The following is a 13,741-nucleotide window of genomic DNA, read 5'->3' on the forward strand; positions in this document are numbered from 1 at the left end:
GTCTTTATCATCTTCTACCAGCTCCTTAATCATTTTCTTTACTTTATTTGCCCTTTTACCTTTTTTATCCCATTCTCTCAATGTTTGAGGATTTTTACCTATAAGTTTTGCAAATTTCCCTATGCTATACTATTTCATTATCATCACCTCTTGAATTTATCATAATATAAAAATTATATAAATTCAAGAATATTGCGTAAATTTCTATAATATTTTGTTAGCTGTTAAATTACCCTCCTTTTTACAGTATATGCTTTAATATTACATGTGACTATTTTTTATTTTTGATTTTTATAGAATTTCCTATTGAAATACTATATATTGTGGTTTATAATCTTATTTAATACTACATTTAGTATGGAGGGATACTTTTGAAAGGAAAAGCTGAATTGTCATCAAATGCTCTAACAGTGTTAGAAAGAAGATACTTAAAAAAAGAAGGGGGCAAAGTAATAGAAACACCTGAAGATATGTTTAAAAGGGTAGCTTTAAATATCAGTGAAGGAGAGAAAAAATACGGTAAAAGTGAAGAAGAAATTAAAGAAATAGCTGAGAAGTTTTACGAACTTATGGTTAGTTTAGCATTTTTACCAAATTCACCTACATTGATGAATGCTGGTAGGGAACTACAACAACTAGCTGCATGTTTTGTATTGCCAGTAGAAGATTCTATGGAAAGTATATTTGAAACTATTAAAAATGCGGCTTTGATACATAAAAGTGGTGGTGGTACAGGATTTTCCTTTTCCCGGATAAGACCGCAGAAAGATCGGGTATTAACTACAGGGGGAGTTGCTAGTGGCCCTATTTCCTTTATGAAAGTATTTAATGCAGCTACTGAAGCAGTAAAACAGGGAGGTACCCGTAGAGGAGCAAACATGGGAATACTTCGGGTAGATCATCCTGATATTTTAGAATTTATAACAGTCAAACAGAATAACCAAGAATTGACAAATTTCAATTTATCTGTAGGTATTACAGAAAAATTCATGGAAGCAGTGGAAAAAGATGAACACTACGATTTAATTAACCCAAGAACTAAAGAAAAAGTAAAGTCCCTTAGAGCCAGGGAAGTTTTTGATTTAATAGTAGATTCTGCTTGGAAAAGTGGAGAGCCTGGCATTATATTTTTAGATAGAATAAATGAAAACAATCCTACTCCAGCTTTAGGGGAAATTGAAAGTACTAATCCCTGTGGCGAGCAACCTCTACTACCATATGAAGCCTGTAATTTAGGATCCATTAACTTGGCTAAAGTGGTTAGAGATGGGCGAATTGATTATCAGTATTTAAAGGATATTGTTCATCTATCAGTTAGATTTTTAGATAATGTAATAGATATGGGAGTTTATCCATTGAAAGAAATCACTGAGATGGTACACGGCAATAGAAAAATTGGACTAGGAGTCATGGGTTTTGCCGATTTTTTAATAAAATTAGGTATACCCTATAACAGTGAAGAAGGGGTAAAAGTAGCAGAACAGATAATGGAATTTATTCAGAAAGAGTCTAAAATTGCTTCAGAAAAGTTGGCAGAAGAAAGGGGCTCATTTCCTAACTTTCATCTGAGTATATATCCTAAAATGGGCTATAAATCTTTAAGAAATGCCACTACCACCACTATTGCACCTACAGGAACTATTAGTATGATAGCAGGGGTTTCTAGTGGTATTGAACCTATTTTCGCCCTTTGCTATAAAAGGACTATTTTGGATAATGAAGAGCTATTAGAAGTACATCCTTTATTTGAAGAAGTGGCAAAGGCAAGGGGTTTTTATAGTGAAGAGTTAATGGAAAAAATAGCTCAAAAGGGTAGTATTCAAGGGTTAAAAGAAATACCTATAGATGTCCAAAAAATTTTTGTTACAGCCCATGACATAAGTCCTCAATGGCATGTGGAAATTCAAAGTGCCTTCCAGAAATATACTGATAATGCTGTTTCTAAAACTGTTAATTTCCCCTATGATGCCACTAGGGAAGACGTCAAAGAAGTATTTATGTTAAGTTATAAGTTAAAATGTAAGGGGGTAACAGTTTATAGAGATGGAAGCAGAGATAGTCAGGTTTTATCTAAGGTTGATAACAAAGAAAAGGAAGGGAATACCAAAAAAGAAGGATTTTTGGTTAATTCAATAGTGCCAAGGCCTAGGCCAGATATAACTGTTGGTACAACAGAAAAAGTTAAAATTGGTTGTGGTAATTTGTATATTAGTGTAAACTCTGATGAGTATGGTATTTGTGAAGTTTTTACTAATACAGGTAGAGATGGGGGTTGTGCATCCCAATCTGAAGCTACTAGTAGATTGATATCAATCGCTTTAAGATCAGGGATTTCAGAAGAAACAATTATTGAACAATTAAGGGGGATAAGGTGTCCAGCCTGCATCAGAAGACCTGGAATAAATGTAACCTCTTGCCCAGATGCAATTTCCAGGGCAATAAAGAAAATCGGTAGTTTGAAAAAAGAACAATATAGAATGAAAGAGGAAATTACAGCTACTTCCCATAATGAAGAAAATCTAAAGGAAAAACCTTCTTGTCCTGAATGTGGTAAACCTATAAGGTTTGAGAGTGGATGTATAATTTGTACTAACTGTGGATATTCTAAGTGTGGCTAATTTGAAAGTGCCCTTTTTGGGCACTTTTTTCTTTTACTCTCTTAGTAGTAATGAATAAATGTCAATATTCTTGGTAACTAATAGAAATAAGAGGGTTTTTTCAGGGAGTGATTCTGTATGGAAAAGGTAGAAGGGAATCTATTAATAATTGGGGGAGCAGAAGATAAAGAAGGGGAATGTAGTATATTAAAAGAGTTTGTAAAGTTAGCTGGTGGAAAAGATGGGAAAATTGTAATAATGCCTACGGCAACGGAAGAGCCAGAAAAAGTGGGAGAACAATATGATAATATTTTTAAGAAAATTGGGGTAGCAGAAGTAGAAATACTTAAAATAGATTCAAGAAAAGACGCATTTTGTATGAAAGCTCAAAAAATCATTGAAGAAGCTACAGGTATATTTTTCACCGGCGGAGATCAGTTGAGAATTACTAGCATTTTAGGAGGGACGCCAGTTAATCACTCTTTACAAAAAGCCTATAAAAACGGGATAGTAATTGCAGGAACCAGTGCTGGTGCTGCAGCAATGAGTGCTACAATGATAATCGGAGGTAATGGTGAAGCTACTCCACAAATGGGTATCTTAAATATGGCACCGGGGATGGCGTTGGTCAATCAAGTGGTAATAGACCAGCATTTTGCTCAAAGGGGAAGGCTGGGGAGGTTATTAGCTGCTGTTGCCCAAAATCCTTATATATTAGGGATAGGGATAGATGAAGATACAGCAGTATTAATAGATAGCTCAGCTAAACTCAGAGTTATAGGTTCACAAACGATCACCATTGTAGATGCTCAAGGGTCAACATTTACAAATGTTTCAGAATTAAAACCTCATCAACCTTTAGCAATAACCGATATCTTAGTACATATATTACCTCAAGGATATGGTTTTGATTTGAAAAAAAGAAAGCCCCTGATAAATTAGGAGGATGACTTGTGGAAATTTTACGAATCAAACATTATAACGGAAGGAATATCTATGCTCACAGACCAGTTTTATATTTAGAAATAGATTTAGGTAAATATGGACAACGGGAGAGTAAAGAAATAAAAGGTTTTAATGAAAAACTTTTAGGAATATTGCCAGGTATTGCCGAACATCATTGTGGAATATCAAAGGTAAAGGGATTCAAAAAAAGGTTAGAAGAAGGTACTTTTTTTGGGCATATAATTGAACATGTTTCTTTGGAAATTTTAAAACTTTTAGAGTATGATTGCAGGTTTGGTAAAACTAGGGTTATAAATGAACCTAGCCATTACTTTATTGTTTTTGAATGTCCTTACTACGAATTAGGTGAAAAAGTAGCAGAATGTTCCGTTAAATTAGTTAAAAATATCTTAGAAAATAAAAAAATTCATTTACAAAAAGAGTTAATGGAGCTACAAAAGATTAAAAGCAATATTGAGTTAGGGCCTAGTACTATGGCTATCTATATGGGTGCTAAAAACAAGGGAATCCCAGTAAAAAGGTTAGATACCCAAACTAGTATGCTTCAGTTGGGTACAGGCAAATATTTAAAAAGGGTTAATGCAACTATTAGTTCCCTTACGACGGCCCTGGGGGTCGATATAGCTTGTGATAAAACTTTAACGAAAAAAATTTTAGAAAAAAGCGGTATTAATGTACCTTCGGGACAACTAGTTTATACTGAAGATCAAGCATTGGAAGTTGCAAGAAAAATAGGACTACCTGTAGTGATTAAACCCTGTGATGGTAATCAAGGAAAAGGAGTTACATTAAACTTACAAACAGAAAGTGAAATACGCCAAGCTTATAAATTAGCTAGAAATTATAGTAATAAAGTCATGGTAGAAAAATATATAACCGGTAAGCATTATAGAATATTAGTGGTTAATGACGAAGTGGTAGCAGTTGCTGAAAGAATACCTGCCCATGTTATAGGTACAGGATCCCATACAATAAGGGAGTTGATAGATTTAGAAAATCAGAATCCTATGCGGGGAGAAGACCATGATAAACCATTGACAAAAATAAAAGTTGACCCTGTTGTTAAAATGTTTTTAGGGAAACAAAAGAAAAGTTTAAATTATATACCTGCTAAAGGAGAAAGGGTTTTTCTTAGAGAAAATGCCAACATTAGTACAGGGGGAATAGCAATAGATGTCACTGACAAAATACATTTTGAAAATGTATTATTAGCAAAAAGGATTGCTAAAATTGTTGGCTTAGATATTGCAGGCATAGATTTGGTAACTGAAGATATTGCAAAACCGTTAACAAAAACTAACGGGGGGGTAATAGAAGTAAATGCGGCACCTGGTATAAGAATGCATCTTTATCCGAGTATAGGAACAGCCAGACAAGTAGGAGAAAAAATAGTAGATTATCTTTTCCCAGAAGGTTCCCCTACATCAATTCCCATAATTTCTATTACAGGAACTAACGGGAAAACAACAACCACTAGATTGATAAGTCATATTATGGGTCAATGTGGCTTATGTGTAGGTATGACAACTACTGATGGTGTTTTCATAAATAATTATATGGTGATGGAAGGAGATAATACAGGTCCCATTAGTGCTCAAGTAGTCTTAGATGACCCTTCAGTAGAGATAGCAGTACTAGAAACTGCTAGGGGAGGGATTATTAAAAGGGGATTGGGGTATGACTTAGCCGATGTAGCTGTAGTTACCAACATTACAGATGATCATTTAGGCCAAGATGGTATCAACACTTTAGATGATTTATTTTTTGTAAAATCTTTGGTAGTGGAAGCAGTAAAAGATAATGGATATTTGGTTTTAAATGCCGATGATTTTTATGTCAAAAAAATGGCTGATCGAAATAAAAAAGCTCAAGTAATCTACTTTACATTAAATCCAGGAGAAAATAAAGAGTTTTTGCGACATTTGGCAGTAGGAGGAAAAGGTATTTTCTGTAAAGATAATATAGTTTATTATGCAGAGGGGGATATTTCATATCCAATAATTTCACTAAATAAAGTTCCTTTCACTGTTAAAGGAAAAGCTTTTCATAATGTACAAAATGCTTTAGCAGCTATCGGTGCCTGTATAGCCCTTAATACTGAGAAAAAAGAAATCATAAAAGGCTTACAGAGTTTTGATAGTAATGTTCATAACCCAGGAAGATTGAATATTTATCAAGAAAAAGGAATAACTGTACTTCTGGATTATGGTCATAATCAAGATGGTTATGCAAGTATCCTAAAATTCACTAAATCATTAAAATATCGTAAGATGATTTTAGTTTTAGGCGCACCGGGTGATAGGGAAAACAGGCAATATATAGAAATGGGTAAACTAGCATCAGAATATGGTAATATATTCATAATCAAAGAAGATGAAGATTTAAGGGGAAGAAAACCAGGTGAAGTTGCTCAACTATTTAAAGAAGGATTGCTAGCTAAAAACATTGATGAAGGACAGATCTTAATTATTAATGAAGAAGATAAAGCGGTAGAAAAAGCAGTAGAATTAGCAGATACTAATGACTTAATAGTAGTTTTTTATGAGAATCTTCAACTATGTAAAGATACAGCTTTAAGGGCTATACAGGAAAAACAAACAAAAATAGAAAAAATAGTTTTAACCTCCTAAATAACCTTAGGAGGTATTTTTTATGAAGGATTTTATTTTTAAAAGATAAATAATATTAGTGAAAGATTTTTGTTTTTGGTATAATAGAAAAAGAACAAAAATATGAACGTTATTGTATGGGATGAGAGGAAAGGAGCATAAATATGCAGTTAAAAGCAAAGGCAAAGATAAATTTAACATTAGATGTGTTATATAAAAGACCAGATGGATATCACGAAGTTGAGATGATAATGCAAACCTTAGAGCTGGCAGATATTATTCATATAGAGGAAAGTGAAGAAACCCGAGTGATATGTAATCACCCTTTTGTACCTGAAGATCAAGGTAATTTAGTATATAAAGCAGTGGAAGAGATAAAAAGATATTGTAATATTGATAAAAATGTAAAGATACATATAGAAAAAAATATACCTGTCGCAGCAGGTTTGGGGGGAGGAAGCAGTGATTGTGCTGCTACTTTAAAAGGTCTCAATCAAATGTGGAATCTAGGGTTAGAAGATGAAACTTTAGAAAAAATTGGATTAAAATTAGGAGCAGATGTACCTTTTTTTATAAAAGGAGGTACTCAGTTAGCCCAGGGGATTGGAGAGAAGTTAACGCCATTACCTTCTCCACCCCCTATGTGGGTAGTACTTGGAAAAGCTAATATGGGAGTTTCAACAAAAGAAGTATATACTAATTTAAATTTAGCAAGTATAAGAAAAAGACCTAATACTCAAGGTATGATTAACGCTATCGAAACAGGAGATATCAAGGAAATTTGTAATAATCTCTGCAATGTTTTAGAAACTGTAACATTAAAAAAATATTCTACAGTGAGAAATATAAAAAATCGTATGGCACAAATGGGCGCAAATGGGGTATTAATGTCAGGTAGTGGACCTACAGTTTTTGGTTTATGTAATACCTATGATAAGGCGGTGAGGATTGCTAAAAATCTAGAAACTTTAACAGAAGAGGTTTATGTAACTAAATTTTGTTGATTGGAGTGGGAAAAGTGAAACCTATAAGAGCAGTGGTTTTAGCTGGCAATAATAATCAAGGAGAGTTTATTAAAGGGCAGGAGATTAAAAATAAAGCTTTACTTACAATAAAATCTAAACCTATGTTGAACTATGTGTTGGATGTACTTGTTAAAGTAGAGGAAATTAGTGAAATAGTTGTAGTTGGACCAGAAGAACTTGAAGCAATAATAAAGGATTATCCAGTCAATTTAATTATCCATAAGGAGGATATAATAGATAATGTAGTGACTAGTAAAACAGGGTGGGAAGATGGAAGATTGTTAATTGTTACTTCAGATATTCCCATGATTACAGTAGAAGGAATCAAAGATTTTATAAATCAATGTAATAAATATGCAGAGGAATATCAACTTTTTTATCCAATAGTAGCTAAAGCGATTAATGAACAGGTATTTCCTGGGGTAAAGAGAACCTATGTTACTTTAAAAGAAGGAGTTTTTACTGGTGGCAATGTTTTAATGGTAGATGTTTGTTGTATCGATGGAGCAGCAGAACAGGGGAAAAGATTAGTAGCATTGAGAAAAAGTCCAATAAAATTAGCTAATTATTTAGGTTGGATTTTTTTGATTAAACTACTATGTAGGAAATTGACAATCTATGAATTAGAAAAAAGGGTTTCTAATTTACTTAGTTTAAAGGCTAAAGCTATTATTTCAGAGTATCCACAGTTAGGTACCGATGTAGATAAAGACTCAGATATAGATATTGCAGAACAATATTTAGAAAATATTAGTAATTTGTAATTTTAAGGGAGGATAAAATGTCAAAATTTAAGCGTTCACAACGGATTGCTATGATGGTTATGGAGTTTTTATTCTCTGCAAATAAAAATTTTTCCTTAAATTATTTTTGTGAAAAATATGATGTGGCAAAATCTAGTGTCAGTGAAGATTTACAGAAGATAAATAAATCTTTCCAAGAACAGGGCCTAGGAATGATAGTTAGTAATATAGGGGCAAGTGGAGGAGCTTACTTTAAACCATCTATTAGCAAATCAGAGACTCAAAAATTTTTAGAAACTCTAAAAAACAAGTTACAATCAAAAGAGAGGATATTACCTGGAGGATATCTTTATTATTCAGATTTAATTTTTAATCCTAAAATAACTAACTACCTAGGGTTAATTTTTGCTTCAAGATATATAGATGAGGAAATTGATTATGTTTTAACAATGGAAACCAAAGGAATACCTATTGCTATGGCAACGGCCAATTATTTAAATTCTGAAGTAGTTGTAGCAAGAAGGGAAAGTAAAGTCACTGAAGGAGCAGTTGTTACTATCAATTATGTTACTGGTTCTACAAGGAGAATTCAAAGTATGTCATTAAACAAAAGAAGTATGCAACCAGGAAAAAGGGTTTTGATTATCGATGATTTTATGAAAGCAGGGGGATCAGCCAAAGGTCTATATGAACTAACAAAAGAGTTTAATTGTATTATTGCAGGGATAGGGGTGGTGATAGATACAGAAATTCCTCAACAAAAAATGGTTGATAATTATTTTTCACTACTTAAATTAAAGAAAGTTAATGAGATAACAGGAGAAATAGAAATAGAAATAGGAGGAAAATAACATGAAATTGACATTAAAAGATATCCAAAGGGCAGAAAAGAATATAAAAAGGTTTATAAGGAAAACACCTCTAGAAAAATCCCATACTATTACAGAAATGATTGGTCAGCCAGTTTATTTTAAATATGAAAACTTACAGAAAACGGGGTCCTTTAAATTGCGAGGGGCAGCCAACAAAATTTTAAACTTATGGGAAGAAGGGAAAACAAAGGGTGTCGTTGCAGCATCGGCAGGAAACCATGCACAAGGGGTAGCCTTTGCTGCTACTAGTTTGGGTATCAAAGCTAAAATTTTAATGCCTAAAGGTGCTCCCATTACTAAAATTTCTGCAACAGAAGGTTACGGAGCAGAAGTCATTCTAGAAGGAAATACTTATGATGATTGTTATAATTACGCTATCCACCTTGCTGAAAAGGAAAATTTAACTTATGTCCATGCCTTTGATGATCCACAGGTAATTGCGGGACAAGGGACTATAGGTTTAGAAATATTAGAACAACTTCCTAGTGTGAAAAATGTCATAGTACCCATCGGTGGTGGTGGGCTAATGGCAGGAGTATTATTGGCTATAAAGGAATCTAATCCTGATATTCGAGTTATTGGTGTCCAAGCTAGTGGGGCTCCTGCTATGGTTCAATCAATAAAATCAGGATTATTATCTGCAACCACCCATGTAAATACCATTGCAGATGGTATAGCTGTGAAAAAACCAGGAGAGTTAACTTATAGTATAATTAAAAATTATATAGATGATGTTGTAACTGTGGAAGAAGAAGAAATTTCAAGGGCTATTCTCTTATTATTAGAAAGAAGTAAAACTGTCGTCGAAGGTGCTGGAGCTACTACTGTGGCATCATTAATTTACTCAAAAGTTCCTGATTTAAAGGGTGAAACAGTTACTGTATTAAGTGGAGGCAATATTGATCCTACAACTATCTCTACGTTAATCGAGAGGGGAATGGTAAAAGCAGGAAGAAAAACTTTTATTGAAGTAATTTTGCAGGATAGACCTGGTCAATTACAAAAATTGCTAGAAGTTATTGCAGCTAATGAGGCAAATGTTATCACAGTTAATCATGATAGATTAAGTCCCCATATTCCGATAAAACATGCTAAAGTAAATTTAACTTTAGAAACTAGGGATTTGAATCATGGGAAAAAAATCTTAGAAAATTTAAAATTAATGAATTATGATTGCAAAATTTCAGAATAAAATATAAAAATTATTGTTTTTAAGAAGGAATTTAAGATATAATGTAGAATAATAAGATTACATTATATTCAAAAATTTATAAAGGCTGGTGAACTATTTTGCAAATTACAGATGTAAGGGTGAGAAGAGTTAATAAAGACGGTAAGATGAGGGCCATTGTTTCAGTAACTTTTGATAATGAATTTGTAGTTCATGATATTAGGGTAGTTGAAGGAGCAAATGGCTTTTTCGTAGCAATGCCAAGTAGAAAAGGTAGTGACGGAGAGCATAGAGATATTGCCCATCCAATTACTTCTAATGTCAGATCTATGATTCAAGAAGCTGTCTTAAAGGCTTATCACTCTTTTGTTGAAAACCAACCACAACAAAACTAAGGAGCAAGTTTTAGCTTGCTCCTTAGTTTTTTGTCCCTTTACTTGACCTTAATCATTTAATAAGGTATATTTTATTTGAACAATTGTTTTGGAGGGATTTTAAGTGAAGCTAAATGCCATTATATTAGCTGCTGGTAAAGGAACTAGAATGAAAAGTGATACTATTAAGGTTTTACATAAGCTTTTGGATAAACCTATGTTAGAGTATATTTATGATGCATTAGAGCCTTTACATATAGAAAAAGTAGTTACAATTGTGGGGCATCAGAAAGATAAAGTTTATGAGTTATATAAAGATAAGAGTCTCTTTGCAGAACAAAGGGAACAATTAGGAACAGGGCATGCAGTGTTACAAGCTAAAGATTTTTTTGTAAATAATAATGATGAAGATGTATTAGTTTTGTGTGGTGATACTCCCCTTTTAACTACTAAAACTTTACAGAAATTTGTAGATTATCACAAACAAAATGGTTTTTCTTGTACAGTATTAACAGCAATACAACAAGATCCCACCGGTTATGGCAGGATTATTCGTAATGAAAATAATGAAGTAGTATCTATAGTGGAAGAAAAAGATGCTTCAGAAGAACAGAAAAAAATTAAAGAAGTTAATACAGGAATTTTTGTTTTTAATGTAGGGTTATTATTTGAACTTTTACCTGAAGTGAAAAATAATAATGCCCAAGGAGAATATTATTTGCCTGATGTTCTAAAATTATTATTAGCAAGAGGGGAAAAAGTAGGGGCACAAATAATGGAAAACCCCCAAGAGATGGCAGGCATTAATGATAGAATAAAGCTTTATGAAGCAGAGCAAATTCTTAAATTACGTATCAATAAAAAACATATGCTAAATGGAGTTACTATTATCGATCCTCAAAATACTTATATTAGTTCAAAAGCAAAAATTCAATCTGATGTGGTCATTTATCCTATGACTTTTATAGAAGGAAATACTGAAATAGGTAAAGGGACAGTTATTGGACCAAACACAAAAATTGTAGAATCAAAAATTGGGGAAAATACAGAAATAATCTATTCTGTTGTTCAAAACAGTGAGATAGCTAACAATGTTTCTGTAGGTCCTTTTGCATATATTAGGCCAAATACTAAAGTGGATAATCATGTAAGAATAGGAAACTTTGTTGAGTTAAAAAATACTGTTATAGGTGAACATTCTAAAGCTGCCCATTTAACTTATCTAGGAGATGCTGTGATAGGAAAGAATGTTAATATTGGCTGTGGAACAATAACAGTTAACTTTGATGGGAAAAATAAACACAAAACGGTAATAGAATCTAATGTTTTCGTTGGAAGCAATAGCAATTTAGTAGCTCCTATAACTTTAAAGGAAGGTTCCTTCGTTGCTGCAGGTTCTACAATAACAGAAGATGTACCAGAAAATAGTTTGGCAATCGCCAGATGTAGACAAACAATCAAAAAAGATTGGAAAAAATAATTTGGGAGGAAAAGTCATGGTTTATCACGATAAAAAATTAAAAATTTTTTCCTGTACAGCCAATAAAGAATTAGCACAGGCTATTGCTGATAAGGTTGGTTGTAAATTAGGGGATGGAGAAGTAGTTAGATTTAGCGATGGAGAAATAACTGTTCGTATTGGTGAAAGTGTAAGGGGAGCTGATGTATTTATCATACAATCTACCAATGCTCCTGCAAATGATAATTTAATGGAATTACTAATAATGATCGATGCCTGTAGAAGGGCTTCTGCCCGTAGGATTACTGCAGTAATCCCTTACTATGGCTATGCAAGACAAGAGAGAAAGGCAAAGGCTAGAGATCCTATTACTGCAAAGTTAGTGGCAAATTTAATTACTATTGCAGGGGCCGATAGGGTATTAACTTTAGATTTACATGCCCCTGCTATTCAAGGTTTTTATGATATACCTGTAGATCACTTAACGGCAGTTCCGTTGTTAGCAGAATATTATAAAAAGCGGAACTTGGAAAATACAGTAGTAGTTTCACCTGATATGGGTGGTGTTACCAGGGCTAGAGATTTAGCAGAAAGGTTGAGAGTACCTTTAGCAATTATGGATAAACGGAGGCCTAAACCAAATGTATCAGAAATCCTTAATATTATAGGTGATATTAAGGATAAGGATGTTATTATGGTTGATGATATTATTGATACAGCAGGAACTATCTCACAAGGTGCTGCTGCCTTGTTAGAAAGGGGAGCTAAATCAGTAACTGCATGCTGTACCCATCCAGTATTTTCAGGACCTGCCATAGAAAGGTTAGAAAAATCTCCTCTACAAGAAGTAGTAGTTACCAATTCTATTGCTCTAAGTGAAGAAAAAAGAATAGCTAAAATTACCCAGCTTTCACTAGCTGAGCTATTTGCTGATGCTATAGTAAGGATACATGAGGATTTATCAATAAGTGAATTATTCAACTAACGAGTAATTAAGGAAAAATTGGGTATACTAACTTAGAAAAAATTTCTAAGGAGGGTATACCTGTGTCTATAAGTTTAACTGTTAATAAACGGGAAGGATTAAAAAAAGGGGAGAAAAATAGACTTCGCCGTCAAGGTTTTATTCCTGGAGTTATTTATGGGAAGGATTTACCAAATGTACTAATATCTGTGCCTTATGGTGATTTTATTCAAGCCCTTAAAGAAGGGGCTTACGGCTCTATTGTAAGTGTCATAATAAATAATGAAAGTCACAGTGCTATTATTAAAGAAATACAAACAGATTTAGTGACAGGGAATATTATTCATGTAGATTTTCAAAAAGTTTATTCAGAACAGAGGATAAATAAAGAAGTTCCTATCAAGTTGGTAGGTGACGAAATTGCCAAAAAATCTGCTATTATTCAATTGCAAAAAAGGGGAATTGAAGTTAGAGGACTTCCTTATGAGATACCAAAACAAATTGAAGTGGATGTTTCCCATTTAACTGCAGGTACTGTTGTATCAGTTGGCCAAATAGCTTTTCCGCCAGGAATTGAAGTTTATACTCCAAAAGATGAAGTGGTATTATCTTTGGTGGCTAATACAGGTTATATGGAAATGGAGCCTGAGGTTTCCGGTGGTGACCTTACTTAAAAGTGACGCGAAAGCGTCACTTTTTTATTGCTTAGGAAAGTATAGATTGCTAGGTATGTGGATAAATGTTATTATGTAGTGGGGTGAGTTGTTTATGGCTACGGGAATAATAAAACAAATATTTGAAGATAAATGGGGAGAGTTTAAAGAAAAATACCCAATTAGGCCAACAGTATTGTCAGAAGTAAAAAAGATGCTAACTTGTAAAGATATGAGTGAAGGATATAGCAAATTTTGTTGTCCGACATGTAATGAAGTCAGATATGTAGGCTTTACCTGTAAGAGTC

The 13,741-nt window shown here is 33.3% G+C and carries 13 protein-coding genes; 12 read left to right on the top strand and 1 reads right to left on the bottom strand.

Annotated elements, in window-relative coordinates; genetic code table 11:
• The coding region (locus BMX60_RS12535; protein ID WP_479722608.1) for a MerR family transcriptional regulator at positions 1–123 on the bottom strand (123 nt) is incomplete at its 3' end.
• 248 nt (positions 124–371) lie between these two features.
• On the opposite strand from BMX60_RS12535, the gene BMX60_RS09865 reads away from it, so the two are divergent.
• The 12 genes from BMX60_RS09865 to BMX60_RS09920 all read left to right on the top strand — a co-directional run.
• Positions 372–2,618, top strand: a complete 2,247-nt coding sequence (locus BMX60_RS09865; RefSeq protein ID WP_091351305.1) for a vitamin B12-dependent ribonucleotide reductase — start codon at positions 372–374, stop codon at positions 2,616–2,618.
• A 117-nt stretch (positions 2,619–2,735) separates the two neighbouring features.
• Entirely contained in the window at positions 2,736–3,539 is an 804-nt protein-coding gene (locus tag BMX60_RS09870) for a cyanophycinase (RefSeq protein WP_091351306.1), read from the top strand.
• 11 nt (positions 3,540–3,550) lie between these two features.
• Positions 3,551–6,193 carry a cyanophycin synthetase gene (gene cphA, locus BMX60_RS09875; protein ID WP_091351307.1) on the top strand — a complete coding sequence of 881 codons (2,643 nt, stop codon included), beginning with the start codon at positions 3,551–3,553 and terminating at the stop codon, positions 6,191–6,193.
• Positions 6,194–6,336: 143 nt separating this feature from the next.
• Positions 6,337–7,176 (top strand): 4-(cytidine 5'-diphospho)-2-C-methyl-D-erythritol kinase, encoded by an 840-nt coding sequence (gene ispE / locus BMX60_RS09880; protein ID WP_091351308.1) that lies wholly within the window; start codon positions 6,337–6,339, stop codon positions 7,174–7,176.
• 14 nt (positions 7,177–7,190) lie between these two features.
• Entirely contained in the window at positions 7,191–7,961 is a 771-nt protein-coding gene (locus BMX60_RS09885) for an NTP transferase domain-containing protein (RefSeq protein WP_177159771.1), read from the top strand.
• A 17-nt stretch (positions 7,962–7,978) separates the two neighbouring features.
• Positions 7,979–8,791 (top strand): pur operon repressor, encoded by an 813-nt coding sequence (purR, locus tag BMX60_RS09890; protein WP_091351310.1) that lies wholly within the window; start codon positions 7,979–7,981, stop codon positions 8,789–8,791.
• 1 nt (position 8,792) lies between these two features.
• Entirely contained in the window at positions 8,793–10,004 is a 1,212-nt protein-coding gene (ilvA, locus tag BMX60_RS09895; RefSeq protein WP_091351311.1) for a threonine ammonia-lyase, read from the top strand.
• A 98-nt stretch (positions 10,005–10,102) separates the two neighbouring features.
• The gene (gene spoVG, locus BMX60_RS09900; RefSeq protein ID WP_091351312.1) at positions 10,103–10,378 is read left to right on the top strand and encodes a septation regulator SpoVG; all 276 of its coding nucleotides are present in this window, start codon (positions 10,103–10,105) and stop codon (positions 10,376–10,378) included.
• A 103-nt stretch (positions 10,379–10,481) separates the two neighbouring features.
• Positions 10,482–11,837, top strand: a complete 1,356-nt coding sequence (gene glmU / locus BMX60_RS09905) for a bifunctional UDP-N-acetylglucosamine diphosphorylase/glucosamine-1-phosphate N-acetyltransferase GlmU (RefSeq protein WP_091351313.1) — start codon at positions 10,482–10,484, stop codon at positions 11,835–11,837.
• A 16-nt stretch (positions 11,838–11,853) separates the two neighbouring features.
• On the top strand, positions 11,854–12,801 hold the full coding sequence (locus tag BMX60_RS09910) for a ribose-phosphate diphosphokinase (RefSeq protein WP_091351314.1): 948 nt from the start codon (positions 11,854–11,856) through the stop codon (positions 12,799–12,801).
• A gap of 62 nt (positions 12,802–12,863) precedes the next feature.
• Positions 12,864–13,454, top strand: coding sequence for a 50S ribosomal protein L25 (locus BMX60_RS09915; protein WP_177159772.1), 591 nt, complete (start codon positions 12,864–12,866; stop codon positions 13,452–13,454).
• A gap of 94 nt (positions 13,455–13,548) precedes the next feature.
• Positions 13,549–13,741, top strand: a 193-nt coding sequence (locus tag BMX60_RS09920; RefSeq protein WP_177159773.1) for a transposase zinc-binding domain-containing protein, incomplete at its 3' end; no start/stop codon positions are given.

Source organism: Anaerobranca gottschalkii DSM 13577, from assembly GCF_900111575.1.
Lineage (GTDB): Bacteria > Bacillota > Proteinivoracia > Proteinivoracales > Proteinivoracaceae > Anaerobranca > Anaerobranca gottschalkii.

What these genes read in the sequence shown, in the direction of transcription:
- BMX60_RS09870 (WP_091351306.1), top strand. Translation starts at nt 2,736, where the DNA reads ATGGAAAAGGTAGAAGGGAATCTATTAATAATTGGGGGAGCAGAAGAT.
- ispE (WP_091351308.1), top strand. Translation starts at nt 6,337, where the DNA reads ATGCAGTTAAAAGCAAAGGCAAAGATAAATTTAACATTAGATGTGTTA.
- purR (WP_091351310.1), top strand. Translation starts at nt 7,979, where the DNA reads ATGTCAAAATTTAAGCGTTCACAACGGATTGCTATGATGGTTATGGAG.
- ilvA (WP_091351311.1), top strand. Translation starts at nt 8,793, where the DNA reads ATGAAATTGACATTAAAAGATATCCAAAGGGCAGAAAAGAATATAAAA.
- BMX60_RS09910 (WP_091351314.1), top strand. Translation starts at nt 11,854, where the DNA reads ATGGTTTATCACGATAAAAAATTAAAAATTTTTTCCTGTACAGCCAAT.